A 26,980-nucleotide genomic window follows, 5' to 3' on the forward strand; every position below is an offset into this window, starting at 1 on the left:
CACATGTTTTTTTTACTTAGCGCACATATAGCATTTTCAATATCTGAACTTATCCGAAAACTTACTATTAGAGCGAAAGATCTAACGCATTTCTGTCCAAAAACGTTTTATGGCGGTCATTCTAAACCTGTGATCACCAAGCGATTCTGCATCAAACGCATTCTCACAAAAAAGCCGCTCGTAGGAGCGGCAATAGACGTGAGTGACGCTTTTCTTATGGTGATGTCTTAAAGTGCTAATTCAGATTTTAGGAAGGTGATCATCTCGTCTTCTGTTGTCATTGTTTTGAGGGTGTCTCTGAATGTGGCATGAATCAGTTTGCGTGCTAGGCCAGAGAAAATACGCATGTGCTGGTCGCCTTGGTTTTTATTGAGCGTCAGCATGATGACAAATTCGACCGCGCCATCTTCGTCATCGCTCCAAATCACAGGCTTGTTCAAGCGAGCGATAGAGATAGACGAATGCGCAATGTTGTCTGATTTGGTGTGTGGAATCGCAAAACCATTGCCAAGGCCCGTGGTGAACACGGATTCACGTGCCCAGATATCGGCTTCTAGCTCGTTGACCAAGTGAGTACGACCACGTACACCTAGGTTGCCCACCAGCGTTTGAATCGCTTCTTCTTTGCTGTTGAAATCGCAATCTAGCAGCACACATTCCACATCAAGCAGTGGCTTGCCTTCTTGCGATTGGGCGAACGCTTCAAGCAGAGCTTCAACGTCTGCAATCGTCGCGCAATTACAGGCTTGCACGAACAGTTCGCGGCAAAGCTTGCTGTCTAGTTGACGAAGTTGTGCCTTCGTTGACGCAATGCTTGGTGCAGCCATGCTCAGTTCGTCCAACCCAGCACCGACCAGCAGTGGCAATACTTTTTTGTTTGCGCCCAATTCACCGCACAAGCCAACCCATTTACCGTGCTCATGTGCGCCTTTAACGACGGCCTCTAGCAAGCGTAAGAATGACGGTGCAAGGCTGTTATATAACTTGGCGACATTGTCGTTATCACGGTCAACCGCCAACAGGTATTGGGTCATGTCGTTTGAGCCAATGCTGAAGAAATCCACTTCTTTGCAGAACTGATCCATGATGAATGCCACGGATGGGATTTCGACCATGATGCCCAGCTCAAATTCGCCGTACACCACGTTTTCGGCATCAAGCTGCGCTTTCACAATGGCAATTTGTTCTTTCACCCAACGGATTTCTTCGATGCTTTGAATCATCGGGATCATTACTTTGGCGTGACCGTATTTCGCGGCATGCAAAATGGCGCGAATTTGGGTGTGGAACAACGCTAGGAATTGCGGATAAATACGCACCGCGCGGTAACCCAAGAATGGGTTGTGCTCGTGCGGCAGGTTCAAGTAATCCAGCGGCTTGTCACCACCGATATCCATGGTGCGGATAATCACCGCTTTGTCGCCAGCCGCTTCCAGCACTTGCTTATAGGCATCGAATTGTTCTTGCTCATCAGGGGCAGTGCTGCGGTCCATGAACAGCATTTCTGTGCGGAACAGACCAATACCTTCCGCGCCTTTCGCAAACGCCGATTCCGCTTCTACGGTACAGGCGATGTTTGCCGCGATTTCAATCTTGTGGCCGTCTTTGGTTTGCGCTTGCAGGTTTAGGTATTCGCTTTCAGACGCTTTGACTTGCTCAGCAATCCACATTGCACGCTCGAAGTAAGTTGAAACTGCTTCAGATGGGGTAAGTGCCACGATGCCTAGCCCGCCATCCACGAACAGCGTTTCGCCTTCGTGTTTCGTACACGCGTCGATTTCAACGCCAGATACTGCAGGAATGTTGAACGCACGCGCCAGAATGACGGTGTGTGAGGTAGAACCCGCTTGGGTGAGGATCAGCCCTTGCAAATAGTCACGATCTAGGCCGAGAAATTGGCTCGGGGTTAGATCGTTGGCGATCACGATTGACAGTTCAGTCAGCGTGAAATCGGTAGAGACTTGAACATGTGGATGTGCGGTCATCAGCAATTGCAACGCGATGTCTTTGATGTCTAGCACACGCTCTTTTAGGTATGCAGAAGACGATTGCATCAAGGTTTCAGTAATCGCAGCTACGGTCAGAAGAACTGCTTTCGCCAGCGACTCCCCGCTCGCCACAAAACCCGACACTTTTTCATTCAGGGTGTCATCGTTCAAGATCCCCAAATGCGCTTTGATGATTTCCTTTTCTTGGCCGCTCGCCAATTCGGCTTTATTAATCAGAGTTTCAGTGACTTGCTGCTTCGCTTGTTCAAAGTTGAGCGATGCGGTTTCTTGCTCGAACACGGACAGTTCGATGTCGTTGTAACGGATCAGTTTACCCTTTGCGATACCTGCAGACAGGCGCTTCGCGCGGATAAGGGTTGGGTTATGATTCATCAGCGATTGTGGCAGTGTCACGTCGCCCTCATCCATCACTACCAACTCTTCATCGCAATGTGGGAATTCGTTGTGAAGGTAAGCCGTCAGTGTGTCATGCGCTTGTTCAGCATCATCACCTTCGATGATAAGCAAACACGCATCATTAAGTAGCGTATCAGTACCAACCAACGACAATACGCTCTTCGCTGACGCTTGATTGTCATTGCGAAGATTGTGAAGTGTAATTTGACTGCTAAACGCGCGACAGGCCGCTTCGAGGTGGTTTGCAGGGCGGGCATGAATGCCATTTGGGAGTTCACAGGTAAACGCGAGTTCTAATTTCATTGGGTTCACTTAAATTTTTTCAATAAGGCAATGGAGTGATTGATAGCGTCTTGAACCGAGACCTGACAAACGGGTTTTCCGTGGTATCGGTCGCTTTCAGCAGGGCTAATTTCGGTCGCTAACACGATGTGATCCGCAGCATCAAACTCGCGTTTAGATATTTTGTTTTCGATACCCATCGCGCCCTGCGTTTCGACTTTTATTTGAATGTTCAGGATGCGCGCAGCGTCAACAAGACGGTCAGCCGCCATGTAACAGTGGGCAATGCCGGTGTGGCAGGCAGTAATCGCAACTACTTTCATGAGCACTACTTATCGTTTAATCCAGACAGCTTGATGCTATGCCTTAGCGTGCTGGACAAATAGATGAAATATCTATCATTTACTGGACAAAACGCGCATGAAAATCAATGTGTGAAATGGGTCACCGTCGTGATTAGAAAGGGGTGCAAGTCAGCGGCTAAAAATATGCACATCTCGAAAACGAGACGCTCTATTAAATCTCGTTCATCGCTAACTGCGTGAGCACAAAGTGAGCAAATATTTTCACGGGAAATTGGACGATAACCGACCAAAAAAGAAAATATTGCTTTCGATAGGATGAAAACCGGAATGACCATTTTGGAGGCGAAGTGTATCGCGAGACCCAGTTCACAGATTCAGGGCATTTAAGGACGCCAAAACCGCCTTAACAAGATTTCTCTGTGATGTATGCCATACGGTGTTACTTGTGATCAATGGGTTGGCAAATCAAAGTCTATCTTTTCAATAACTCACAGTAACCAGCAGTCACTATGAACCTGAAACGAATAGAAACCTTTGTTATTGTCGCCACTCTCCGTAGTTTCCGAAAAGCTGCCGACCAGCAGTTCACCACGCAACCTGCTATTTCTTCTCGTATCGCCAGTTTAGAAAAAGAGTTGGGCGTTACGCTGTTCGACCGTGATGCATCGCCCATTTCCCTCACGACAAAAGGACGCGAATTGTTGCCTTTTGCAGAGAAAATGCTGATGTCTGCAGAGCAATTCCAAAAGCGCGCCGAGAATACCTCACTGTTTACGGGAACGTTACGACTTGGCATTTCAGAAACCGTGGTTCACACCTGGCTTACGGAATTCTTGCGCAGCTTTAACGATCGATTTCCTCGATTGGATATTGATATCACGGTCGATGTCACCGCCAATCTTCGACACGATTTACTGGACAGAACTCTCGATCTGGCATTTTTAATGGGGCCACTTTCAGAGCCTTCTGTGACTAACTTGCCGCTGTGTCGTTACCCTCTGGTGTGGGTGGGTAGTCCGTCTCTCAATCTACCCGAACGAAAATTGACCATAGAAGAGCTAGCCCCTTGGCCCGTGATCACTTACGCCCGCAACACCCAACCATTTAGTGAGATCAAACAGCAATTCAACCAAGCTGATGCCGTCAATATGCGCTTTTTCACGTCGAGTTCTTTGTCAGCTTGTTTACGGATGACGGTAGATGGGCTAGGTATCGCCACCCTTCCAGCAAAGATTGCCGAACCAGAAATTGAAAATGGACGATTACGCACGGTGAACTGCGATTGGACACCTTCCCCGCTTGGCTTTACAGCGTCTTATCTTCGCGCCCCCTTCAATGGGGCAGCAGAAGAGGCGGCTAAATTGGCGATGGAAGTGGCGGCGGTTCATACACACTCACACGCTTATCCCATGGCCAGCGATTAATTTTATTTATCAGAAAAGGTAAAAAACTATAATTGGACGAAATGACATCAACCTGCAACATTTAGTTAACACGATTAACATGTAGGTATAAGGATGACAGCCTCAATGATCGCCGGACAGAATACGTCTATCGTGACTAATCATCACGAAGCAGCACTCACTCAAGCACGCGAATTACGCCAACTTGCAAGAGTCGGAAAGTTTAAAGGCCCCACCAGCGGGTTCGCACCCGGCCTAGCACAAGGCAATGTGGTAATACTGCCTAAGAGTTGGGCGGATGACTTTCTGCTGTTCTGTCAACAAAACCCTATTGCATGCCCCCTTCTTGCTGTCTCCGCACCCGGCAAACCTATTCTTGATGCCTTAGGCGAAGACATTGATATTCGCACTGACGTGCCTGAATACCGCGTGTTCCGTCACGGTGAATTGTCCGAAGAGACATCCGATATTACTGATTTGTGGCGCACTGACTTGGTGACTTTCGTATTGGGCTGTTCATTTTCATTTGAAGACTCGCTCATGCGTGCGGGACTGTCGCTACGCAACATAGATTGCAATGCCAATGTCTCTATGTACCGCACCAACATAGCCACCAACCCAAGCCAATACTTTAGTGGTGACATGGTGGTTTCCATGCGCCCGTTTAAGCCAGCAGATGCCATCCGCGCCGTGCAAATTACCACGCGCTATCCGAAATCCCATGGCGCACCCATTCACCTTGGTTATCCAGAGATGATTGGCATTAAAGACCTGTCCAAGCCAGATTTTGGCGATCCCGTGCCGATTAATGATGACGAGATCCCCGTATTTTGGGCGTGTGGTGTCACACCGCAATTGGCCATTGCCAACGCCTGTCCACCCATTGCTATCACACATTCACCAGGGAAGATGTTAGTGACCGATGTGAGCAATGATCAGCTTTCCATTCTTTAACGAACACAAGTGAAAAGGAGACTTCCAATGAAGTTATTGAAAACCCTGCTACCCGCTGCGGTGGTATCTTTCTCGGCATTAATGATGCCTTCAACATTTGCGGCTCAATGGCACATGCCAACTCCGTATGGCGACGCCAACTTGCCAACAAAAATTGCTTATGGCTTCGCCGAACAAATCAACGAAGCAACGGGCGGTGATCTGGACATCAAAGTTCACTCCGGCGCATCGTTAATGAAGCACCCTGAAATCCCTCGCGCAGTGCGTACGGGTCAGGTTCAGCTTGGCGAAGTGTTCATTGGCATCATGGGTAATACTCACCCCATTTTTAAACATGACAACATTCCTTTCCTCGCCACCGATTACGAACAAGCACAAGCCCTTTGGGAAGCGTCAAAGCCTGAGATTGAAAAACAGCTCAATAAAGAAGGCATGATGTTGCTATACACCGTCCCATGGCCTGCGCAAAGCTTGTATTCCAAGAAGCCGGTGAACTCGCTAGCAGATATTCAAGGCACCAAGATGCGCGCCTACAGCCCGTCGACATCTCGTTTGGCTGATCTGATGAACACCACCCCAACTACAGTGCAAGTGCCTGATATCCCTCAAGCATTCAGCACTGGCATCATTGATGCGATGATCACGTCGCCATCTACTGGCGCTAATGGTCAAGCTTGGGATTACCTGAGCCACTTCAATGAAATCAAGGCATGGATCCCGAAAAACGTCGTGGTCGTGAACAAACGTGCGTTCAAACGTTTGGACAAGAAAACCCAACAAGCAATGTTGGATGCTGCCGCAGCAGCTGAAGCACGTGGTTGGAGCGAAGTGACCGCTCAAGAAGCCAAAGACACCAAAACATTGGCTGACAACGGCATTGAGGTTTCACAACCTTCTGAGCAACTTCTCAACGAACTACAAGCTATTGGCGTCACCATGACCAGTGAATGGGAAGCTGAATCGCCAGAAACACTGACTCCCGTTCTAAAAGCTTATCGTGGTCAGTAACCACTCACTCTAGATAAGTCGATAAGTCACCCTCCCCGATCGGATTGGGGAGGGCGTTCAAACCAATCATGGCGAGAACTGCGCACTTGCGACAGTTAGGCCAATCAGGACGGTTTAAAAAAAGGTTAAGACTATGCGATTTAAGCAAGCCTTGTACATGCTGTCGGGCGGCTTGTCCGGTTTCTTCATTGTGTTGATCATGATGATCATCCTTGCCCAAATCATCGGTCGTCTGCTTGGCTTTATCGTGCCATCAGCAGAAGACTTTTCCGGTTACGCACTGGCAGCCTCCACCTTCTTTGGGTTGGCCTATACCTTTCACGAAGGCGGCCATATTCGCGTCAACCTAGCGATTCAACGCTTGCCTGACGCATGGCAGCGTCCACTCGAAACGCTGGTATTAGGTTTAGCGTTTCTACTGCTGTGCTTTGCCAGTTACTACTGCACCTACATGGTGTGGGAGTCACACGATTTCGAAGAAGTGACTCACGGCTATATTCCTATTCCATTGTGGATCCCTCAGGTTCCGCTTGCTGTTGGCATGATTGCGTTTAACCTCGCTGTGCTGGACAGCCTCATCGACAACATTCGTGGCATTACGCCCCATTACAAGGTGCTGGAAGGGGAAGACGTAACCCTAGACCTTGGCGACGACAAGGAGGGCGTGTAATGACCGACATGACACTAATATCGTTTATTTTGGCACTCAGCCTACTGTTATTTTTGGCGGCAGGGCTTTGGGTTTCTCTCGCTCTGATCGGCGTAGGCGTGATTGGCCTTTACATGACAGGCAACGAACAAATCGGGCTGCTGTTTGCGTCATCAAGTTGGGGGGCAAGCACCAGTTGGTCGCTCACGGCACTGCCCATGTTTATCTGGATGGGCGAACTGCTCTTTAGAACCAAATTATCTGAAGACTTATTCAAAGGCCTTGCCCCTTGGCTAAGCGGGCTTCCTGGCAAACTATTGCACGTGAACGTACTGAGTTGCGGCATTTTCGCGGCGGTATCCGGTTCATCGGCAGCCACCGCAGCGACCATTGGGCGCATGACACTGCCTGAGCTTAAAGCACAAGGCTATAGCGAGCGCATGGCAATTGGCACATTAGCCGGCTCAGGCACGTTGGGATTGCTTATCCCGCCTTCTATCATTTTGATTGTGTATGGCGTAGCGGCAGAAGTGTCGATTGGTCGTTTGTTTATCGCAGGCGCACTGCCCGGCATCATGTTGATGCTGTTGTTTGTCGGTTACACCACCATCTGGGCCATGTTTAACAAAGATGGGGTTCCGCAACACACCAGTGAAGATATTTCTTGGTCTGTTCGCTTTAAGTCGCTAAAGAAACTGCTACCGATTGTCATTTTGATCGGCTTTGTACTTGGCTCAATATACGGCGGTTTTACCACCCCAACCGAAGCGGCAGCACTGGGTGTATTTGGCGCCATGGTGTTAGCGGCATTAACCGGCTCCCTCACCAAAAAAAGCTTTATAGATAGCTTGCTAGGCGCAGTGAAAAGCGCATGTATGATCGGGTTTATCTTAGTTGGCGCACACTTTCTGACGCTGGCAATGGGCTTTTTAGGTATTCCACGCGCATTGGCTGAATGGATTGCGGCCATGTCGTTATCCCCGTTTGAGCTGCTGCTTTATCTCACCATTTTATTTGTGGTGCTGGGCTGCTTTTTAGATGGCATTTCCGTGGTGGTATTAACGGTCGCTGTTGTCATGCCGATGGTGCAACAAGCCGGTATCGATCTGCTTTGGTTTGGTATCTTTATCGTTCTGGTGGTGGAGCTGTCGCAAATCACCCCGCCCGTTGGTTTCAATTTGTTTGTTATTCAGGCACTCACCGGCAAAAACATACTGTATGTCGCACGGGCTGCTTTTCCGTTTTTTATGCTGATCTTATTAGGGTTAGTGTTGATTTCGGTGTTCCCGGAAATTGTGACCTATTTGCCTAACACCATGAGTCAACGGTAGCGGCTGACAAAAAGAAATGGCCTAAAAGGTAGGCCATTTCAATAAAAAAAAGCAGCGAACAACAAGGAGAGTTCATAAATGAAACTTAATTGCGACATGGGTGAAAGCTTTGGCGCATGGACAATGGGCAAAGACGCCGAAGTCATGCCTTGCATCGACATGGCGAGTATTGCTTGTGGCTTTCACGCGTCTGATCCCGTGATCATGCGCAATACTGTTGCCCTCGCACGCGAACATGGCGTGTCGATTGGTGCGCATCCGAGTTATCCCGATTTACTGGGATTTGGTCGCCGTAAGTTTGATTGCACCGACGAAGAGCTTTACGCATGGTTGGGCTACCAGCTAGGCGCACTCAAGGGTATTTGTCGCCAGCAATGTGCCATCGTGGATTACGTGAAACCCCATGGTGCGCTCTACAACACCATGATGAAAGACATGAAAGTACTACGCACGGTCATGCGCGCCGTGAAAGATACTGCGCCCGGTTGTCCCCTGGTCGTCATGGCCATTCCTCATCGTGACACCATCAATAATCTGGCAGAAGAGATTGGCATTGAACTGCTGTTCGAAGCCTTTTCAGACCGCGCCTATGACGATGAAGGCTTTCTCGTTGATCGTCGCATTGAAGGTGCGGTGCATGGCAGTGCAGAAGCGATTCTTCGACAAGTGCAACAAATCACCGAACAGGGCACTGTCACCACCTTAAGCGGCAAAACCCTCAAGGTCGATGCTGACACACTCTGTATTCATGGCGATGGCCCTCACGCGTCTGCGGTTGCTCAGGCATTGGGGCTATGGAGGGCAAATGGCAAGAATTGAGGCCGTCAATGAACAGACATTGATTGTGTATTTAGGCGATAAGATTGATGAAGCTGTGGCAGCAGAAGTGAACCATGCCATTTTTCAAATCCAACATGCGCTTGGCAATTTAATCACCGATATCATCCCCTCTTATCACTCGATATTGGTGAGCTTTGATCTCAGCCGAACGGACAGATTCGACATCATCAAACGCATCAAACAGGCCTTAGCCACCCATACGGAGGCCGTGAGTAATGACAGCGACAACGTGATTGTCGAAATCCCGGTCTATTACGGTGAAGACGTCGCATTAGACATGGCGGATGTGTGCAGCAAAACCGGATTAACTGCCGATGCAGTCGTCAAATTGCACAGTGAACGGGAATACCGCGTCTATGCCATTGGTTTTAGCCCCGGCTTTGCTTATCTCGGCAGTGTGGATGACGCCATTGTGATGCCACGAAAATCGACGCCACGGCTGAAAGTACCGACAGGAAGTGTGGGACTTGCCGACAACCAAACGGCTATTTACCCCAGTAGTACACCGGGCGGCTGGCAGATCATAGGACGAACGCCGCTAAACATGATCGACTGGGACAGTGAAACTCTCGCTCGCGTGAATGTGGGTAACCGCGTGAAATTTCACCCGATAGATAGAGATGCATTTATCCAACTTGGAGGGGTACTAGATGAGTTTTGACGTGGTCAATCCGGGTATACTGACCCTGCTTGAAGACAGCGGCCGTATAGGCTTTCAACACTTGGGGATCACCACGGGTGGTCCAATGGATGAACACGCTTTTTACTGGGCTAACCGTCTACTCAATAACCCGCCTGGCACTAACCAGTTGGAGATCACCTTCGGTCAGCTTCAGCTCAACGTAAATGCAGCGACCTGCATTGCGATCACAGGCGCAGACTTGTCAGCGCGTATTAACGACAAACCCGTTCGAAGTTGGTGTTCCTACGCCGTGAAAAAAGGCGACACCATCGAATTTGGTACACCCAAACAGGGACTACGTGCTTATTTGGCCGTGAAAGGCGGGTTTGAATGTGAAGAAAAGCTCGGCAGTGTCGCCACCGTAAAGCGCGAAAAAATCGGCGGTCTTAACGGCAATGGCGAACCACTCAAACAAGGCGATGTATTACGTTTCACACCGCACGTAAACGTGATCGATCAACGCGCGCCAAAGTGGACGATTCCCCATTACGATGCGCCATTAGAACTTGGGGTCATGCCCGCCTATCAAAACGCATCGTTTTCTCACGATGAACAGATGACTTTTTTCACCAGTGCGTATGAAGTGAGCCAGAACATCGACAGAATGGGATATCGCCTGTCGGGTGCGCCCATCAAAAGTCGCCTTGATGGCATCATTTCAGAGGGCATCGCGTTTGGCGCGATTCAGATACCCAATGATGGCCAACCTATTGTCTTGATGAAAGACAGACAGACCATCGGCGGCTACCCAAAAATTGGTTGTCTTAGCAGCTTGGGGGCAGGCCAGCTTTCGCAGCGCAGTCCGGGACAAAGCGTGAGCTTTTCACCCATGGACGTCGCTGATGCCGAAGTCGAACGGCGGTTATTTAATCGCGTGATTTTTGGGTAAAATTTCATTGGCGTAGCAAGTGTTGAATGCGCTACGCTTCCTTCCAATCCAAGCTCAATTAAAGCCTTTCAAACATGAATTTCATCATCAGAAACGTTCTATCTTCGGATGCAAAAGGCATCACCGAAATCATTAACCCTATCGTTGAAGGTGGTCAGTTCACTATCCTCGTCGCCACTTTTTCTGTGTCTGACCAAGGTTTTTTCATTCAGTATTTCCCCGTGAACGGGGTTTTTCTTGTCGCTGAAGATGAAACGTCGTCAACGCTCATTGGCTATCAAACGGTTGAGCCTTTCGCCAGTTACACTCGTGCACTCGACCATGTCGGCATCATCACGACTTATGTGGCAGAAAATTATCGTCAGCAAGGCGTGTCTTCAGCACTTTTCGCCGCGACATTAGAAACCGCAAAAGCCCGTGGTTTTGAAAAGCTGATCGCCCAAGTCCGTGGCGATAATGAACCTGCTTTAACAACCTACTTAAAGCAAGGATTTGAAGTCGCCGGAACAGCGAAGAAACATGCCAAGATTAATGGCCAATATATCGATGAAGTGATGCTGGAAAAGTTTCTCTAACATTAAGAGGGTAAACACACTTTGCCAGCTTAATATCCGATATGTGAATAATGCTTAACGAGTATTAGTGACTAGGCTGGTAACTCCGGCCTTTTATCCTCCAGCGACCTAAATTGAATGTGAGCGATTGCTTCAGAATCGTTCCACTTGAGGTTGCTTGGGTATCATTTTAAGTACCAGTGTGATGCTCATCATAATATCGCAACAACCTTCCAAAAATGTTTATTGGCAAAATATCAATCACATAGAAACAGAACACATATACAGATCTGCTGTGCTGCCTAAACTTTCAAGCAATAAATATCAATCAGCCGTTATTTTTATTACATATAAAACAAAAGACCTACATTTGAACCATTCCTGGCCAATGTTTAACCTCACCTTGCAAAAACTTAAAGCTGGAATATTCTCCCGCGGGGGTATACCTTTAAAAGCAATAAGTTACGTTAACTTTATCGCTTAAATACAAGGCGTCAAAGACGTCGAACCGATATACGAGAGAATGCAAATTGATGTTTAAAATTGCAAAGCAATATATCCAGAATGAATCTGGCGTCACCGCTGTCGAATACGCCATATTGGGTGTTGCGATGTCAATTATCGTGTTGGCAGCACTGAATCAAAATAGCGACTTGCACGAAGCACTCAAGACCGCATTTGTGACTATCCAAACCAATATCAATAACGCAGGTTCTTGATCACGGATTGATATCCCAAAAAACCGCTTCTTATCGTTAACATTCTTCATGAATAGCGAGAATGGCCTTGCTGGAAAACCAAAGGTTCGGCCTATCCTCAAAAAGCCCAACCTGTTTCAGAGTTTAGAAACAACGACTTTACTTAAATGACGCCGCCACTGGTCCCTATACTTCGTATCGAGTTGAGTTGCAGGGTAAGACCAAATGGCAGTGCGCGACAGTGCGTTGATTTCATGCAGAGAATGCGGCCTTGTTTGTGCCATTCCTAATTTGGAACATGGCCAAGGGGCGGCATGTCCTCGTTGTGGCCATACTCTGCTTACGCACGTAAAGAATACGCACACCAACGTTCTCGCTTACGGCTTATCTTGCGGCATCATGCTTGCACTTAGCTGCTTTTTCCCATTCATGTCTATTCGCGTTCAGGGCTTGTCGAACGACATCGTGCTATTGAACGCACTCAGCGTATTTCACTATTTCGACAACGATGTACTGGCTGCGATGCTGATCTTTACTGTGGTGGTGCTTCCCGTATTGACCATCACCGCCATGATGTATCTGTTCTTTAAAGCCAGCAGGGTTTTCTCATCCAGCCTACCGGACGGCTCCGTTACCCGTTCAAACGCCAATCGATGGACGCAGTTTCTCTGCCGCTTCGTACTTCGCGTTGAGCCTTGGCTGCTTGTCGATATCTTTTTTGTGGGCGTATTAGTCAGTATCGTGAAAATTGCTGCCATGACCGATGTGTCGTTAGGACCCGCATTTTGGACTTTTTTTCTTTACGCACATCTGGTTTTGAAATGTTCACGCGTGGCAGACAAGCAATGGCTTTGGGATCGACTGTTTCCGACCCAGTCGTACGCACATGTTCATGCTGGCGATACCCATCTCAGCCAAACGCATCTTGTTTGCCGATTGTGCAGCCAAATCAACCCAACACACGCATCAAACCAGCACGATCCCAAGACGTGCCAACGATGTGGCAGCGGCTTGCAGGCATTTAACCCGTCCAACATTCTGACAACGTCTGCCGCACTGGTGACCACCGCGATCATCCTTTATATCCCCGCGAATTTGTACCCCATGATGTACACCACCAGCTTTGGATCGTCGGCTGCTTCAACCATCATGGACGGCGTGATTTTGATTTGGCAGTTGGGCTCTTACCCCATTGCCCTGATTATTCTGACGGCCAGCATTATCGTGCCAATCACTAAAATGCTGATCTTGGTGCATTTACTCATCAAGGCGAAATCCTCCAGAAAACAAAGCGCCAGAGACGCCTTAATACGGCTGAAACAATATCGCTTTATTGAAATCATTGGTCGCTGGTCAATGATCGACATCTTCGTCGTCGCGATACTCACCGCGCTGGTTCAATTTCATCAATTAATGAGCATTACTCCCGGCCCCGCCGTGTTCTATTTCGCCTTGGTCGTCGTTTTCACTTTGCTCGCAACGCACACCTTTGACCCTCGTATTCTTTGGCAAACCGAAGCCGTTTCAGCAGATGACAATTGTGCTGTTTCACCGGCTCCCGCCTCAGGCCAACAGACACCGATAAAACAGGAAAAGCATGGATAAAGACCGTGACGTTACCGCGCACGTAAAACCCGCTAAACGCATGGCGGCGGTGTGGATCATTCCTATCGTGTCGCTTTTCGCGGGCATATGGATGATCTACCAATATGCCAGTGAACAAGGCCCAGAAATCACGCTCACCGTTCCCACCGCTGAAGGCATAGAAGCAGGAAAAACCTTGGTAAAAGCACGAAGCGTGAAAATTGGTATCGTCAACAACGTGGCATTGAGCAAAAACTACAACGAAATTTTGCTCACGGTGCGAATGGACAGTGGCACCGAAAGAATGCTGAGAGAAGATACATTATTTTGGGTGGTGAAACCCCGCATCGGAACCGAAGGCGTATCGGGATTAGAGACCTTATTGTCTGGCCCCTACCTTGAACTGAGGCCGGGTGAATCTGACGTCAAAAAGAGCAAGTTCACCGTGCTCGATTCCCCACCCGTGGCCCCCGCAGATACCAAAGGTTTGCGCGTTGTCCTCACTTCTGACGATGCAGGTAAACTCGCCATTGGCGATCCGGTGATGTACGAAGGATACACCGTCGGCCGGGTAGAAAAAGTCGGCTTCGACATCGACAAACGAAATGCCACCTATCAACTATTCATCTTCCAACCTTACGATGCTTTAGTCCGGAAACACACTCGCTTTTGGCTCAATTCAGGGCTAGATATCAAGCTCAACGCCGAAGGGTTTAGCGTGAATGTCGCTTCCCTCGAATCCCTCATGATTGGTGGTGTGAGTTTTGGTGTACCGGATGGAAATACGGATGGATCAGCGATTACCGAACAAATGCTGTCTTTCAAACTGTTTGATAATAAGAAAGAAATTCGCGAGAAAATGTATGAGCAATTCGTCGCTTACGCCATGCTATTTGGTGAATCGGTACGGGGGCTCAACCCCGGCGCCTCAGTAGAATATCGTGGCATTCGCATTGGCACGGTCAAGAAAGTGCCCCTTCATCTAAGCCAACAAGCAGAAATGGGATCAGAAAAGATCCCCGTTCTGGTGCATATCGAAATGGAGCGAATATATGATGCTTCGCTCACGCTGAGCGAATCACAGCTGTTGGCTGACTTTAAAAAAGCGTTTGGCCATGGGCTTCGTGCCTCGCTCAAAACGGGTAATTTACTGACGGGGGCATTGTACATCGACACCGACTTTTACCCTGATTCCCCCCTTGAAACCCATATGGCGCAATATTACGGCTTTAACGTATTCCCAACCATTGACGGCGAATTTGTTCAGTTCCAGCGCCAGATAGGTACCATTCTTACCAAGTTAAGTAAGCTGCCACTCGACACCACACTGTCGTCTCTGGACGACACGCTCAGTACCACGCAACAAACGTTAAAAACCTTTGAGGGCCTTGGACAGGATCTTTCTGTGACAGTCCGGCGTCTCGACGCCCTGCTAAAACAAAAAGACACACAGCAGCTACCAAAAGAGATTCAAAATAGCCTGACGCAACTTCAAAAAACCTTGAAAGGATTCAGTCCTGAATCAAGCTCCTACTCTGAACTTCAACAGGCGTTGTCACAGGTCAACGATGCATTAGGTCAACTCGAGCCGTTACTTAAAACCCTCAACGATTCCCCGGATGCGTTGATATTTGGCACAAGCGGACAAAACGACCCCGTGCCTGCGAAAGGAAAACGCCAATGAAAACTCTCCTCATGACGGCCTTGGCTTTGTTGATGCTCACAGCATGCAGTAGCACACCAAATATTGCGCAAAACACCTATTTGCTCACGTCCGACTCATTGGGCAGAACCTATACCTTTCAGAACAAGGTGCCCATTCTGGTCATTCCCAACGTTGCGGTGTCGGATATCCTTTCTGGCAGCGGCATTGTTTACCAAATCTCGAACACTGAAACGGTCGCGGCAAACAATAACCGATGGGCGGAGGGCTTATCCGAACAACTCACCCGACTCATCATCTCTGGGCTTCGCGAGAAACAAACACGCTACTGGCCTGTCGGCACTTCGCCTATTTCCAGCACCTCGCCAGTGCAAACGCTTTGGGTAAAGATGGCGCAATTTAATGGCAGTTATACTGGCGATGCCATGTTGGCAGGTGAATGGATGTTGTTTGATGACAGCGGCAACATCCTGTTGTCCGAAACCTTCCAAATAAGCGAGCCCTTGAAGCAGGAGGGCTATCCCGCTTTGGTCGATGCCCTTTCCGTAGCACTCGATAATCTCACCACCCAGCTGGCTAGCACGCTGAATCCTTGAGGTAGAACCATGAAAACGAACACGTTACTTTCCCTAATTTGCGTATACGCCACCCTGCTCGGCATACCAACTGCCGCGCAAGCAGATGACAGGATCACATTGGGCCGAACCATCGTGTTTAAGAACACCGATTACGGTGCAGATATTCCCTTGGTGATTTGCCGCCGCGTCAACGCCATTCAAGTAAAGGCTGACCGGGATATGTACCTTCAAAAAGTGAAAATCACCTTTAAAAATGGCGATACCAAAACCATTCGCTTTTACCGCGACGTCGGGAAAGACAAAACCACAGATTGGCGAAAGCTGGCTTACAAACGCTGTGTTAAGAAGCTGGAAGTGTTCGGCAAGTCAGAAAATTCATCTGCAGGCGTTCGGGTTTATGGCCGGCAGTAATCATGGACTGCCGCTAGAAGCTCAACACCGCACTCACTCAACAAAAAACGCGCCAGTCACGGCGCGTTTTTCCTTCGAAAATGCAGTAATCAGCACTGATTCTCAATGGGTATGACACCCATCTGATCAAAACAGAATGCGTAAACGTCGGCATTCAAATCCATCACTTTATGGGTCGGCATGCCCGCGCCGTGACCTGCATTAACATCTATGCGGATCAGCACTGGATTATCGCCGCCGTGTTTGGCTTGCAGCTCGGCAATGAATTTATAGGAATGAGCAGGCACAACGCGATCATCATGATCGGCAGTCGTCACCAATGTTGAAGGGTATGTCACCCCTGCCTTGACGTTATGCACGGGCGAGTAACCGAGCAAGTAGTTAAACATGGCCTCGCTTTGCGCCGACGTTCCGTAATCATACGCCCAACCTTCGCCCGAGGTGAAGGTGTGGTAACGCAGCATGTCTAACACACCCACTGCTGGAAGCGCGACTTTGAACAACTCAGGACGCTGTGTCATACAAGCGCCCACCAGCAAACCGCCATTTGAGCCACCACGAATGCCGAGTTTCTCAGAACATGTGTACTTCTCGTCAATCAGGTATTCAGCCGCCGCGATAAAGTCATCAAACACGTTTTGCTTTTGCTGCTGTGTCCCTGCGTCATGCCATGCTTTGCCGTATTCACCGCCGCCACGTAAATTGGCAACCGCATAAACGCCTCCCATTTCAATCCAACTTGCCACGTTTGGGTTAAATGAAGGCTCAAGGCTAATGTTGAAACCGCCATAACCGTACAGCAGGGTGGGATGAGAGCCATCAAGTGCAATACCCTTGCGGTAGCAAATCATCATCGGCACTTTCGTGCCATCTTTGGAGGTATAGAACACCTGCTTTGATTCAAGTTGCGTGCTATCAATGGCACACGCGCTGCGTCGATACAGCTTGGCCTCGCCCGTTTGCGGGTCAAAGCGGTAAGTATCGCTGGCAGTGGTGTAATTGGTGAAAGTGAAATACAGCGTTTTATCTTTTGCTCGCGCACCAAAACCGGACACACTGCCGACGCCTGGTAATGACACATCACGTACGAATGCGCCGTCAAATTGGTATTGTTTCACTTGCGTTTGTACATCAACCAAATAGCTCGCGAACAAGTAGCCTGCGCCTTTGTTCACGCTAAGCTCATGGCTTGTTTCAGGGATTAAATCTGTCCAATTTTTTTGATGAGGTGAAGCTGTGTCGACCGCCACCATGCGACCCATTGGCGCATCAAGGTTGGTGTAAATAATCAACTTGCCATCATGGTGTTCAAACACATCACTGTCTGCACTTTCATCTTCTGTTAGGCAAACCCGATCTGTGCCTTTGTCTAAATCCTGCACATAGAGCATATTGCCAGAGGTCGCATTCGCACCCGTGATCACCAGAAAACGATCGTCTTCTGTGGTGTAGCCACCCACGTAGCGATACTGAGGATCGCCTTCGCCACCAAACACTAATTCATCGTCTGCCTGCGACGTGCCCAATCGATGAAAATAGAGTTTATGAAGCTCGGTACGCGCAGACAATTCGCTACCTTCCGGTTTGTCATAAGTCGAGTAGTAAAAACCTTCACGACCCCGCCATTCAATACCTGAGAATTTCACGTTCTCGATTTTATCGCTGAGCAACACGCCCGAAACTGCGTCCATGACATAGATGGTGCGCCAATCGCTGCCTCCTTCAGATGTAGAATAAGCAATGAAGGTGTCATCAGCGGAAAAGCGCATTTGATCGAGAGAGGTAGTGCCTGCTTCACTCCAGCTATTGGGGTCGAGAAACACACCCGCATTTTCCATCACATCTTTGGTGCGAAAGACCACCGCTTGATCTTGCAGGCCATCGTTGCGGTAAAAATAGGTATATTCCCCGCGCGTGAACGGTGGAGATTCCTTGACGTAATTATTTGCCGTTTCAAGACGTGCCCGGATCGCATCGCGAAACGGTATCGCACGCAAATAACCGAATGTGACGTCATTTTGGGCATCAACCCAAGCAGCAGTTTCTTCACTCAGATCATTTTCAATCCAACGATATGGGTCTGCGACCACAGAAGAAAAGTAAGTGTCCACAGTCTCGTCTTGACGTGTGCTCGGATAGCGGAACATGGCGTACTCCGTGTTGATTTTATGCATGTCATCATAACGAAAGGCTCAGGCGTCTGCCGATGTTTCTGTCCACATCACAAACGATTAGCATATTGATGGCACCACCACACTGGGCACTTAATCAATACACTTTGCAGGGCGAATGGCTTCATGATAGATTCGCGATATTAGCGACATCTACCGTCTAAGCCGAAACAAAACAGCACAACCCAACTAGGAGGAACAACATGATTGTAGCAATGACCCACCCGGCAGGAATCGTACGCTAAGTAGCGCTTTTTAAACGATGGGTAAAACCACGTTTGCTCCACAGCTACCGCCCTTCTTTGCCCGGTGAATCTCGACCGGGGTCTTTCCGAATTGATTCGACCCTACAACACTCTGTTACTCAAACACACAGATATACGCTCTGTGCGTAGGGAAAAACAATGACACCTTTTAAAACACTAAGCCAACTTGGCTGGCAACCTGTATTTCAGCAACAACTGACACTGGAAGATTACGAAAATACCCGTATCGCCAGAATTGCAGAACATCATCGTAGTCACTACTTACTGATCAATGAAACAGGCACAGAATCTCTTGAGATCCACGCATCGTTTCCCAGCATGACAGTTGGCGATTGGATATTGATCGACGATGACGGCCATTTCATTCGTCAGTTAGACCGTCAATCCTTATTTGCACGCAAAGGCGCTGGCACAAAAGTGATTGAACAGTTGATCGCAGCGAACATCGACACCGCCTTTGTTGTGTGTGCACTGGACCACGACTTTAATCTCAACCGTATCGAGCGCTATCTAGCAATGTGTGCCGATGCATTTGTTGAACCGGTTGTGGTGCTGACTAAGCGTGACCTTGCAGAAAACAGCCTTGATGCCGACGGCAACGCGTTTGATCTTGATGAGACCATTCGTTCAGTCGAAGCCTTAGCGCCTTTTTTGGCTGTTGAAGCAGTTAACGCACTCGATGAGCATACAGCTAACGCCCTCAGCCCTTGGCTGAAAGCGGGAAAAACGCTGGTTGTGATGGGGTCATCAGGCGTAGGTAAATCCACCTTGGTGAACACCCTGCTGGGGGATTCGGTGCAAACAACAGGTGGGATCCGCGAAAGCGACAGCAAAGGCCGACACACAACAACAGCGCGAAGCCTACACTGTTTGCCGTCTGGTGCAGTATTGCTGGATACGCCAGGGATGCGAGAATTGAAGATCTTCGATAGCGAAGATGGTCTCAATACTCTGTTTGCCGAAATCAAAGAATTAGAATCACAATGTCGATTTAGCGATTGCCAGCATGGTAACGAACCGGGTTGCGCTATTCGTGCCGCGTTGGAAACTGGCAATATCGACGAGCGTCGTTTAAGTAACTATCTCAAGTTGCAAAACGAAGACGCGAGAAACTCTGCCACCATGGCGCAAAAACGCGCAAAGGATAAAACCTTTACTAAGATGGTGAACACGATCCAATCAAGCAACCGCCATAAGAAAAAAGGGTTTTAAACCCGACATAAACAGAGCGACCCCGTGTCGCTCTGTTTCCCTCACCACCTCAACAGAATTTGCCTCCAAAACACGTGGCCTCGCAGATCCTAAGTTAATGGGTGCCCTCTGTATCCATTCTCGCGGCTAAACGCACCATGTGAAAATGCATTAGCGCATAGCAGAGGCTTCGACATGATACAAAAACGGTATTTGCTCTTGTCTGATACAAGAATCGCGGTTCAGAAAGCGTAAACTAAGATTGTACTTTGCTGATCTATTCACCCTTCTCCAATTGTTTCACAGTACGCAGACTCATCACACCTCATCGACAAGGAACATTCTATGAAAGCAGGATTAGGCACCGCAGCCTTTGGCACCACCACATCGCCTTCTGATGCCTTCAAAGTGTTAAATGCTTATGTCGCTATGGGCGGAAGAATCATTGATACCGCCAACAACTATGCATTTTGGGCAGGCAGCGGCGGTGAAAGCGAACGCACGATTGGAGAATGGCTGAAAACGGTTGACCGCAACTCAGTCGAGATTCACACCAAAATGGGTGCATTTCCGCTGGATGGTCAGGATTTTCCCACGTCCGAAGGCTTGAGTCGCCAAGCTATCGACACAGCCATTGCAGCGTCACTCACTCGTCTTGGTACTGACTATATTGACGTGCTTTACGCCCATGTGGATGACTTGAACACGCCACTAGAAGAAACGTGGACAGTACTCACAGAATACGTAAGAAAAGGCGTGGTGAAGAAACTCGGTATCTCAAATTACACGCTTGCTCGTCTCAGCAACCTTTGTGTACTCATTGAACGCCAAGAATTAACCCCTATCAGTTATGCGCAATATCGCTATACCGTGATCCCACCGAAAGACGATGCGGATTTTGGCATACAAATTTGCCTGACTGATGACATTAAGTCTCTGCTTCAACAAGCCAACCCTGACATCATTTTAGTGGCCTATTCGCCTTTGCTAGAAGGCGCATTTGAACACAGAGGAAAATTGCCCGCAGAATACGACACAACAGCCAATGAACGCTATGTGTTGGAACTTCGCGCTGAATCAGACATGACATTACTCAGCCCTTCCGCACTCGTGCTACGAAAAATTGCGAATGAAGGTATTCTGCCGCTGTGTATGACGAGTAAAGTGAGCCGCTTGAAAGAGAATTTTTCGTTGGTCAAAAAACTGAAATAAATAAAAAGGCATTGATAGGCAATAAGGGCAAGGTTAATCGTGCGAACTCACCCATTGCTAGCAGCAAAATAAACAAAGCGGCCAATGGGAGCCGCTTTCAATTAGGGGGATTTATTGCCAATGCCAGTTGCTAGGGTTCGCAGCAACTGCTTTTAGCGAATTAGCGTTCGGCTTTCGGCGCAGGCACAACCGGATAGCGCATACCCGCCATGTGCTCAATGCAGTGGATCACCTGACAGCTGTAACCGAATTCATTGTCATACCAGATATAAAGCACACAACGATTGCCATCGGCAATGGTCGCTTGGCTATCAACAACACCCGCGTAACGTGAGCCGACAATATCCGAAGAGACTATTTCAGTTGATTGGGTGTAATCAATTTGTCCTGCCAACGGCGATACCAGCGCAGTTTCACGCAAAAATGCATTCAAAGACTCACGTTCCACGTCACTGCTTAGGTTCAGATTCGCAATCGCCATGGAAACATTTGGCGTTGGAACACGAATCGCATTACCTGTTAGCTTGCCTTTTAATGCTGGAAGAGCCTTCGCGACAGCCTTCGCCGCACCTGTCGACGTTATCACCATGTTCAATGATGCTGCTCGACCACGGCGTTCACCACTGTGGAAATTATCAATCAAGTTTTGATCGTTAGTGAAAGAGTGCACGGTTTCAATATGGCCCGATTCCACGCCATAGCGATCATTCATCGCTTTTAGCACAGGCGTAATGGCATTGGTGGTGCAGCTAGCCGCTGAAATAATAGTGTCGTTATCAGCAATATCATCATGGTTCACACCAAATACGATGTTTTTGATATCTCCTTTCCCCGGTGCAGTCAGCAACACTTTTTCAGCGCCTTTAGCGGTTAAATGTTGGCTGAGTCCTTCTACATCCCGCCACATTCCCGTGTTATCCACCACAACGGCATTTTTAATACCATGCGCTTCATAATCAACCTCAGAGGGATGATTCGCATAGATGAACTGAATGTAGTTGCCATTCACAATCAGCGCATTACGGGCTTCATCAACCAAAATAGAACCATTAAATGGTCCGTGTACTGAATCACGACGCAGCAAGCTGGCGCGCTTTTCCAAGTCGCCATCTTTGCCGCCACGTACAACAATCGCGCGTAAACGCAGGGGATACCCCGGTCCGCTTTTCTCGATCATCAGACGTGTCACTAAACGTCCAATGCGGCCAAAACCATACAGCACAACATCTTTGGGCTCCTTAAGAGGTGTGCTTTTCGGTAGGTCTGCGACTGTTGTCTTTAAAAACTCGTCCAATTGCGCGCAATCTTGATGATCGCGCCAGTAAAGACTTGCGAGACGGCCCAAATCAATGCGACACGCAGGTAAATCAAACCCAGCTAACGCTTCTAGAAGCGGCAAGGTATGCGAAGTCGTCACTTCCTGTCCGGTATACCAACGTGCAACACGATGAGATTTGAGAAGATCAATGGTGCTGGCATTAATCACTGCCCGACCGTAGATCTGAATTTCGACACCTTTTTCGCGGTAGAGTTTGCCGATAAGAGGAGACATAGTTTCGGCATCGGTTTGGCTTTGTTGCCATTGGGTAAGATATTGTTCAGGGCTCATCGTTACTTTCTTTGCCTTTTTGGGTGCTTCACGGTGAAAAGTAGGATTAGGACTGTTTTTATTATTTTGGCGCAGAGTCTAACGAGGGAATAATTATTAACCAAGAAAAAATAAGATCTAAATCTATTGCCTATTATTCAATACTTTAACGATATTTTCGTTAACTAATTACTGTCTAATCCCCCTTAGCTTTATCGCCAACTAAAATCTGACTGAAAGTTTACTACGTTATATCGACAGGAAATTGTGATCACCCCACTTAATATTCGTCGATAAGTAAGAACACAAGCGGCTTCCTCTCTTCATTGCTCATTTATTTCTGACAAATAAGTGACAACTTAATTACACCTCTAAATGTTTCACTTTTAAGCCATGCATTAGCCACCTATATAAAACAAGGCTTTACAAGCATCTATTCTCAAATCGGTGACTTACACTTGATAAATTATCCATTATTGGTATCATTTACAGGGTTGCAATGCTTAGAACACTAAAGGATTTGAATCACAATGAGTACTGAGACGATTTACCAGAACGCGGCATTAACGCGTTTGAGGACGGACGAAGACGAGTGGGTGTTTCGTGTTCCCAGAACGGATGATGGCATCAATATCCATAGCCTCATCGCTAACTGCCCCCCGCTTGATGAAAACTCCTCGTACTGCAACTTCCTCCAGTCTTCCCATTTTAGTAAAACCTGCATTGTCGCTGAGCATGATGGCGAGATAGCTGGATTTATTTCTGCCTATCTAAAACCTGATTCCCCTCGTGATCTGTTTGTTTGGCAAGTCGCTGTGTCTCCAAACATGCGTGGTAAAGGGTTGGCTTATCACATGCTGCAAGAGCTTTTGATGCGAGAGCATTTACAACATGTTGAGGCGATCGAAACCACGATCACTAAATCGAATGAAGGGTCTTGGCATTTGTTTAAAAAACTTGATGCCGCAAACGGCAGAAAAGGTGAAGTCTCCGTGTTTCTTGATGAAGCACAGCATTTTAAGGGACGTCATGACACTGAGTTTCTTTTCCGCATCCCTTTGAATAAAAACACTCAATAATAACGGAACCCTCATGGACATTTTTAACAAGCAAGAATCAAACGTTAAGTCTTACTGCAACAGCTTCCCGGTGCTATTTACCGCAGCCAAAGGCTGCTGGCTGAAAACAGATAATGGCGATCGATACATTGATTTTCTCGCTGGTGCAGGCTCGCTCAATTACGGCCATAACAACGCAATATTGAAGAAAGCCTTGATCGACTATATCGACAAAGACGGTATTACCCATGGCCTAGACATGCATACTGAGGCCAAAGCCGCGTTTCTAACCGCACTCCGTAATCACATCTTCGAACCTAGAAATCTTGATTACAAAGTGCAGTTTACTGGCCCAACAGGCACCAATGCTGTTGAAGCGGCGATGAAACTGGCACGTAAAGTCACTGGGCGTACCAACATCGTCACCTTCACCAATGGTTTCCATGGCTGTACCATGGGTGCGTTAGCAGCAACGGGTAACCAACATCATCGTGGTGGTTCAGGTATGCCACTTGCTGGTACGTCTCGTCTTCCTTATGAAGGGTATGCCGGTGTCGACGGATTGGCACTACTTGAAACGATGCTGAACGACAATTCAAGCGGCCTCGACAAGCCAGCTGCAGTTTTGTTGGAAGTGGTTCAAGGTGAAGGCGGCCTGAACGTGGCGTCTGATGCTTGGCTGCAAAAACTCTGCAAAATCTGTAAAGCCCATGGCATTTTGACGATTGTGGATGATATCCAAGCAGGTTGTGGCCGAACGGGGACTTTCTTTAGCTTTGAGCCGTCAGGCATCAAACCGGACATGATCACATTATCAAAATCCATCGGTGGTTACGGCCTGCCTATGGCAGTAGTACTGCTGAAGCCTGAATTGGATAAGTGGTCACCAGGCGAGCACAACGGTACATTCCGTGGTAACAATCACGCCTTTATCACTGCCACCAGTGCCATTGAAACTTACTGGCAGAATGATGACTTCGAGAATCACATTGCAGACCGAAGCCAACAAGTAAAGAAAACCATCGACCGTGTTCTGAAACGATTCCCAAGTTTATTTGTGCGCACCAAAGGTCGCGGCATGATGCAAGGTATTGAGTGTCAGCGACCTGAGTTTGCATCTTCTATCACGCGCCACTGCTTTGAAAACGGTATGGTGATTGAAACTGCAGGCCCGAATGATGAAGTGGTCAAATTTTTCTCACCACTTACTATCAGTGAGTCGGAACTAGAGCAAGGCCTACATATCTTCGAAAAAGCGGCCGAGCATGTTGCTACTGTTTCCACCCGTAAAGCGTCGTAAGGAATAAAAGATGATTGTAAGAACTCTTGAAGAGTGCCAAAACAGCGAGCGTCGCGTGGTATCAGAAACGTGGGAAAGCGTTCGCATGCTGCTCAAAGACGACAAGATGGGATTTTCTTTCCACATCACGACGATTTACGAAGGCACCGAAACGCACATCCACTACAAAAATCACTTAGAGTCAGTGTACTGCATGTCCGGCGAAGGTGAGATCGAAGTGGTCGGCGGTGAAACCTATCCAATTAAGCCGGGTACGCTTTATATTCTCGACAAGAACGATGAACACTATCTGCGTGCCTACACAAATAAAGAAATGGTGATGGCCTGTGTCTTCAACCCGCCCATCACAGGCAATGAAGTCCACGACGAAAATGGCGTTTACCCGCTAGTCGACTGATTTACCCCCACCGCTTTAGGGAGCAATTTGCTCCCTTTCATTTATCGTCTTGGCAAGCAAAGGATTCATCCATGACTTATACCGTAGAAAAGATCGGTGGCACATCTATGTCGGCATTTGATGCCGTTTTGGACAACATTTTCCTCCGCCCCGCTTCCCCCTATAATCGCGTTTTTGTCGTTTCTGCTTACGGCGGGATTACCGATGCGCTATTGGAATGTAAACGCACCGGAGAGCCTGGTATTTATCAGCTTGTCGCAAAGCGCGATGACAGTTGGATTGAAGCCTTCCATGCACTCAAACAGCGTTTGCAGCTCATTAATGGCAACATGTTTGCCGACCCATTGAGCCGCACTCGCGCTGACAACTTCATTTGTTCACGTGTTGATGAGGCACAAAACTGCATCACCAACATTTTAGCGACTTGCCAGTACGGTCAGTTCACACTGCGTCAGTACCTTCCTCAAATCCGAGAGTTTTTATCTTCAATCGGCGAAGCGCACAGTGCGTTTAACACGGCCCTGAAGCTAAGAACTCTTGATATCAACGCACGTTTTGTTGATTTGTCAGGCTGGGATAACACACTGCAAGGTAACCTTGATTCCGTCATCTCTAGCGCGTTTAAAGACATCGATGTCAGCACCGAGTTACCCATTGTGACAGGCTATGCGTATTGCGATGAAGGACTAATGAAAACCTATGATCGTGGCTACAGCGAAATCACCTTTAGTCGCATTGCCTGCAATACATCGGCTGATCTTGCCATCATCCACAAAGAGTACCATTTGAGTAGCGCAGACCCACGTATTGTCGGCCCTGAAAACGTGCTGCCAATCGGTCAATCCAATTTCGATGTGGCCGACCAACTGGCCAATTTAGGGATGGAAGCCATTCACCCAAATGCCGCCTCAGGCCTTCGTCAGAACAATATTCCGCTTCAAATTAAGAATACCTTCGAGCCAGAACATAAAGGCACATTGATTTCGAAAGCGTATCAACCAGAAGCGCAAAAAATCGAAATCATCGCGGGAAAAAATAAGGTGTTTGCACTCCACATCTTTGATCAGGCGATGGTGGGCAAGATCGATAATGTAAGCTACGAGTTAATGGAAATCATCGCGGATGAGCGTGTGAATTTGGTTGGTAAAGAGATGAACGCCAACTCCATTACTTACTATTTGAGCGGCGCGTCAAAAAGCCTCAATCAAATGCTTTATCGCGCAGAAAAGCGTTTTCCTCATTCCACCATCACGGGCCATATGGTGGCACTGATCTCCGCAATCGGATCAGAAATCAATACCAACACAACGCTGAGTAAAGGTGTATTGGCCTTGATGAGTCACGACATTTCACCCATCGCCGTTCACTCATCGATGCGTAATGTGAACGTGCAGTTCGTCGTCAAAGATAATGTCTATGAAAACGCGATTCGCGCGCTGCATCAGGAGTTTTTTTCCAAGCAAGCTCGTAAGCAAGTCGCGTAGCGATTCGGCAAACTTAAAGAAATCCCGATCGGATTAAGTAAGCGGTCAGACAGTACTAAAAAAACAGGGCCAGCGAT

Annotated in this window: 24 protein-coding genes; 20 read left to right on the top strand and 4 right to left on the bottom strand. The window is 48.1% G+C overall.

What is annotated here, in order from left to right; all coding sequences use genetic code 11:
- Positions 1–227: 227 nt before the first annotated feature.
- A complete protein-coding gene (gene ptsP, locus ACED36_RS12730) occupies positions 228–2,708 on the bottom strand; it encodes a phosphoenolpyruvate--protein phosphotransferase (RefSeq protein ID WP_371733369.1) in 2,481 nt (826 codons plus the stop codon).
- A gap of 5 nt (positions 2,709–2,713) precedes the next feature.
- Positions 2,714–3,010, bottom strand: coding sequence for a PTS fructose transporter subunit IIB (locus tag ACED36_RS12735; protein WP_017003200.1), 297 nt, complete (start codon positions 3,008–3,010; stop codon positions 2,714–2,716).
- Between the two features lie 491 nt (positions 3,011–3,501).
- Here ACED36_RS12735 and ACED36_RS12740 point away from each other — a divergent pair, with 491 nt between their 5' ends.
- The 14 genes from ACED36_RS12740 to ACED36_RS12805 all read left to right on the top strand — a co-directional run bounded on the left by ACED36_RS12740 (position 3,502) and on the right by ACED36_RS12805 (position 16,236).
- Positions 3,502–4,416 carry a LysR family transcriptional regulator gene (locus ACED36_RS12740; RefSeq protein WP_016962395.1) on the top strand — a complete coding sequence of 305 codons (915 nt, stop codon included), beginning with the start codon at positions 3,502–3,504 and terminating at the stop codon, positions 4,414–4,416.
- 105 nt (positions 4,417–4,521) lie between these two features.
- Positions 4,522–5,349 (top strand): putative hydro-lyase, encoded by an 828-nt coding sequence (locus ACED36_RS12745; RefSeq protein WP_017005588.1) that lies wholly within the window; start codon positions 4,522–4,524, stop codon positions 5,347–5,349.
- 27 nt (positions 5,350–5,376) lie between these two features.
- The gene (locus ACED36_RS12750; protein WP_016962397.1) at positions 5,377–6,357 is read left to right on the top strand and encodes a TRAP transporter substrate-binding protein; all 981 of its coding nucleotides are present in this window, start codon (positions 5,377–5,379) and stop codon (positions 6,355–6,357) included.
- A gap of 133 nt (positions 6,358–6,490) precedes the next feature.
- On the top strand, positions 6,491–7,027 hold the full coding sequence (locus tag ACED36_RS12755) for a TRAP transporter small permease (protein ID WP_016962398.1): 537 nt from the start codon (positions 6,491–6,493) through the stop codon (positions 7,025–7,027).
- Positions 7,027–8,337, top strand: a complete 1,311-nt coding sequence (locus ACED36_RS12760; RefSeq protein WP_371733370.1) for a TRAP transporter large permease — start codon at positions 7,027–7,029, stop codon at positions 8,335–8,337. The genes ACED36_RS12755 and ACED36_RS12760 overlap by 1 nt, the downstream gene beginning before the upstream one ends.
- Before the next feature lie 78 nt (positions 8,338–8,415).
- Positions 8,416–9,156 carry a 5-oxoprolinase subunit PxpA gene (locus ACED36_RS12765; RefSeq protein WP_017004532.1) on the top strand — a complete coding sequence of 247 codons (741 nt, stop codon included), beginning with the start codon at positions 8,416–8,418 and terminating at the stop codon, positions 9,154–9,156.
- A complete protein-coding gene (gene pxpB, locus ACED36_RS12770; RefSeq protein WP_017004531.1) occupies positions 9,143–9,838 on the top strand; it encodes a 5-oxoprolinase subunit PxpB in 696 nt (231 codons plus the stop codon). Before ACED36_RS12765 ends, pxpB begins: the two co-directional genes overlap by 14 nt.
- The gene (locus ACED36_RS12775; protein ID WP_016962402.1) at positions 9,828–10,748 is read left to right on the top strand and encodes a biotin-dependent carboxyltransferase family protein; all 921 of its coding nucleotides are present in this window, start codon (positions 9,828–9,830) and stop codon (positions 10,746–10,748) included. The genes pxpB and ACED36_RS12775 overlap by 11 nt, the downstream gene beginning before the upstream one ends.
- 74 nt (positions 10,749–10,822) lie before the next feature.
- Positions 10,823–11,323: a GNAT family N-acetyltransferase gene (locus tag ACED36_RS12780; RefSeq protein ID WP_017004530.1), complete on the top strand. Its 501-nt coding sequence runs from the start codon at positions 10,823–10,825 to the stop codon at positions 11,321–11,323.
- Positions 11,324–11,835: 512 nt separating this feature from the next.
- Positions 11,836–12,021, top strand: coding sequence for a Flp family type IVb pilin (locus ACED36_RS12785; protein WP_371733371.1), 186 nt, complete (start codon positions 11,836–11,838; stop codon positions 12,019–12,021).
- A gap of 204 nt (positions 12,022–12,225) precedes the next feature.
- The gene (locus ACED36_RS12790; protein ID WP_371733372.1) at positions 12,226–13,605 is read left to right on the top strand and encodes a PqiA/YebS family transporter subunit; all 1,380 of its coding nucleotides are present in this window, start codon (positions 12,226–12,228) and stop codon (positions 13,603–13,605) included.
- Complete coding sequence (gene pqiB, locus ACED36_RS12795) at positions 13,598–15,268, top strand: intermembrane transport protein PqiB (protein WP_371733373.1); 1,671 nt, start codon at positions 13,598–13,600, stop codon at positions 15,266–15,268. The genes ACED36_RS12790 and pqiB overlap by 8 nt, the downstream gene beginning before the upstream one ends.
- Positions 15,265–15,843: a membrane integrity-associated transporter subunit PqiC gene (locus ACED36_RS12800; RefSeq protein ID WP_017006862.1), complete on the top strand. Its 579-nt coding sequence runs from the start codon at positions 15,265–15,267 to the stop codon at positions 15,841–15,843. The genes pqiB and ACED36_RS12800 overlap by 4 nt, the downstream gene beginning before the upstream one ends.
- A 9-nt stretch (positions 15,844–15,852) precedes the next feature.
- Entirely contained in the window at positions 15,853–16,236 is a 384-nt protein-coding gene (locus ACED36_RS12805; RefSeq protein ID WP_016962408.1) for a DUF2541 family protein, read from the top strand.
- Positions 16,237–16,325: 89 nt separating this feature from the next.
- Here ACED36_RS12805 and ACED36_RS12810 read toward each other — a convergent pair whose 3' ends face one another.
- Positions 16,326–18,383: a prolyl oligopeptidase family protein gene (locus tag ACED36_RS12810; RefSeq protein WP_016962409.1), complete on the bottom strand. Its 2,058-nt coding sequence runs from the start codon at positions 18,381–18,383 to the stop codon at positions 16,326–16,328.
- A gap of 428 nt (positions 18,384–18,811) precedes the next feature.
- On the opposite strand from ACED36_RS12810, the gene rsgA reads away from it, so the two are divergent.
- On the top strand, positions 18,812–19,885 hold the full coding sequence (gene rsgA / locus ACED36_RS12815; protein WP_016962410.1) for a ribosome small subunit-dependent GTPase A: 1,074 nt from the start codon (positions 18,812–18,814) through the stop codon (positions 19,883–19,885).
- Between the two features lie 324 nt (positions 19,886–20,209).
- Positions 20,210–21,076 carry an aldo/keto reductase gene (locus ACED36_RS12820; RefSeq protein WP_371733374.1) on the top strand — a complete coding sequence of 289 codons (867 nt, stop codon included), beginning with the start codon at positions 20,210–20,212 and terminating at the stop codon, positions 21,074–21,076.
- Positions 21,077–21,236: 160 nt separating this feature from the next.
- Here the strand turns inward: ACED36_RS12820 and ACED36_RS12825 are convergent, their stop codons facing one another.
- Positions 21,237–22,685, bottom strand: a complete 1,449-nt coding sequence (locus tag ACED36_RS12825) for a glyceraldehyde-3-phosphate dehydrogenase (RefSeq protein WP_017006865.1) — start codon at positions 22,683–22,685, stop codon at positions 21,237–21,239.
- Between the two features lie 509 nt (positions 22,686–23,194).
- On the opposite strand from ACED36_RS12825, the gene ectA reads away from it, so the two are divergent.
- From ectA to ACED36_RS12845, 4 genes are all read left to right on the top strand, one after another.
- Positions 23,195–23,743: a diaminobutyrate acetyltransferase gene (gene ectA, locus ACED36_RS12830; protein WP_371733375.1), complete on the top strand. Its 549-nt coding sequence runs from the start codon at positions 23,195–23,197 to the stop codon at positions 23,741–23,743.
- 13 nt (positions 23,744–23,756) lie between these two features.
- Entirely contained in the window at positions 23,757–25,022 is a 1,266-nt protein-coding gene (gene ectB, locus ACED36_RS12835; RefSeq protein ID WP_016962414.1) for a diaminobutyrate--2-oxoglutarate transaminase, read from the top strand.
- A 10-nt stretch (positions 25,023–25,032) separates the two neighbouring features.
- The gene (locus ACED36_RS12840) at positions 25,033–25,419 is read left to right on the top strand and encodes an ectoine synthase (protein WP_016962415.1); all 387 of its coding nucleotides are present in this window, start codon (positions 25,033–25,035) and stop codon (positions 25,417–25,419) included.
- Between the two features lie 71 nt (positions 25,420–25,490).
- Positions 25,491–26,903, top strand: a complete 1,413-nt coding sequence (locus tag ACED36_RS12845) for an aspartate kinase (RefSeq protein ID WP_016962416.1) — start codon at positions 25,491–25,493, stop codon at positions 26,901–26,903.
- Positions 26,904–26,980: the final 77 nt, after the last annotated feature.

Origin of the sequence: Enterovibrio sp. FF113, from assembly GCF_041439165.1 — a bacterium.
Lineage (GTDB): Bacteria > Pseudomonadota > Gammaproteobacteria > Enterobacterales > Vibrionaceae > Enterovibrio > Enterovibrio norvegicus_A.

Excerpts from the sequence above, each read along its gene's own strand:
- ptsP (WP_371733369.1), bottom strand. The coding sequence starts at position 2,708 with ATGAAATTAGAACTCGCGTTTACCTGTGAACTCCCAAATGGCATTCAT.
- ACED36_RS12735 (WP_017003200.1), bottom strand. The coding sequence starts at position 3,010 with ATGAAAGTAGTTGCGATTACTGCCTGCCACACCGGCATTGCCCACTGT.
- ACED36_RS12740 (WP_016962395.1), top strand. The coding sequence starts at position 3,502 with ATGAACCTGAAACGAATAGAAACCTTTGTTATTGTCGCCACTCTCCGT.
- ACED36_RS12745 (WP_017005588.1), top strand. The coding sequence starts at position 4,522 with ATGATCGCCGGACAGAATACGTCTATCGTGACTAATCATCACGAAGCA.
- ACED36_RS12750 (WP_016962397.1), top strand. The coding sequence starts at position 5,377 with ATGAAGTTATTGAAAACCCTGCTACCCGCTGCGGTGGTATCTTTCTCG.
- ACED36_RS12755 (WP_016962398.1), top strand. The coding sequence starts at position 6,491 with ATGCGATTTAAGCAAGCCTTGTACATGCTGTCGGGCGGCTTGTCCGGT.
- ACED36_RS12760 (WP_371733370.1), top strand. The coding sequence starts at position 7,027 with ATGACCGACATGACACTAATATCGTTTATTTTGGCACTCAGCCTACTG.
- ACED36_RS12765 (WP_017004532.1), top strand. The coding sequence starts at position 8,416 with ATGAAACTTAATTGCGACATGGGTGAAAGCTTTGGCGCATGGACAATG.
- pxpB (WP_017004531.1), top strand. The coding sequence starts at position 9,143 with ATGGCAAGAATTGAGGCCGTCAATGAACAGACATTGATTGTGTATTTA.
- ACED36_RS12775 (WP_016962402.1), top strand. The coding sequence starts at position 9,828 with ATGAGTTTTGACGTGGTCAATCCGGGTATACTGACCCTGCTTGAAGAC.
- ACED36_RS12780 (WP_017004530.1), top strand. The coding sequence starts at position 10,823 with ATGAATTTCATCATCAGAAACGTTCTATCTTCGGATGCAAAAGGCATC.
- ACED36_RS12785 (WP_371733371.1), top strand. The coding sequence starts at position 11,836 with ATGTTTAAAATTGCAAAGCAATATATCCAGAATGAATCTGGCGTCACC.
- ACED36_RS12790 (WP_371733372.1), top strand. The coding sequence starts at position 12,226 with ATGGCAGTGCGCGACAGTGCGTTGATTTCATGCAGAGAATGCGGCCTT.
- pqiB (WP_371733373.1), top strand. The coding sequence starts at position 13,598 with ATGGATAAAGACCGTGACGTTACCGCGCACGTAAAACCCGCTAAACGC.
- ACED36_RS12800 (WP_017006862.1), top strand. The coding sequence starts at position 15,265 with ATGAAAACTCTCCTCATGACGGCCTTGGCTTTGTTGATGCTCACAGCA.
- ACED36_RS12805 (WP_016962408.1), top strand. The coding sequence starts at position 15,853 with ATGAAAACGAACACGTTACTTTCCCTAATTTGCGTATACGCCACCCTG.
- ACED36_RS12810 (WP_016962409.1), bottom strand. The coding sequence starts at position 18,383 with ATGTTCCGCTATCCGAGCACACGTCAAGACGAGACTGTGGACACTTAC.
- rsgA (WP_016962410.1), top strand. The coding sequence starts at position 18,812 with ATGACACCTTTTAAAACACTAAGCCAACTTGGCTGGCAACCTGTATTT.
- ACED36_RS12820 (WP_371733374.1), top strand. The coding sequence starts at position 20,210 with ATGAAAGCAGGATTAGGCACCGCAGCCTTTGGCACCACCACATCGCCT.
- ACED36_RS12825 (WP_017006865.1), bottom strand. The coding sequence starts at position 22,685 with ATGAGCCCTGAACAATATCTTACCCAATGGCAACAAAGCCAAACCGAT.
- ectA (WP_371733375.1), top strand. The coding sequence starts at position 23,195 with ATGAGTACTGAGACGATTTACCAGAACGCGGCATTAACGCGTTTGAGG.
- ectB (WP_016962414.1), top strand. The coding sequence starts at position 23,757 with ATGGACATTTTTAACAAGCAAGAATCAAACGTTAAGTCTTACTGCAAC.
- ACED36_RS12840 (WP_016962415.1), top strand. The coding sequence starts at position 25,033 with ATGATTGTAAGAACTCTTGAAGAGTGCCAAAACAGCGAGCGTCGCGTG.
- ACED36_RS12845 (WP_016962416.1), top strand. The coding sequence starts at position 25,491 with ATGACTTATACCGTAGAAAAGATCGGTGGCACATCTATGTCGGCATTT.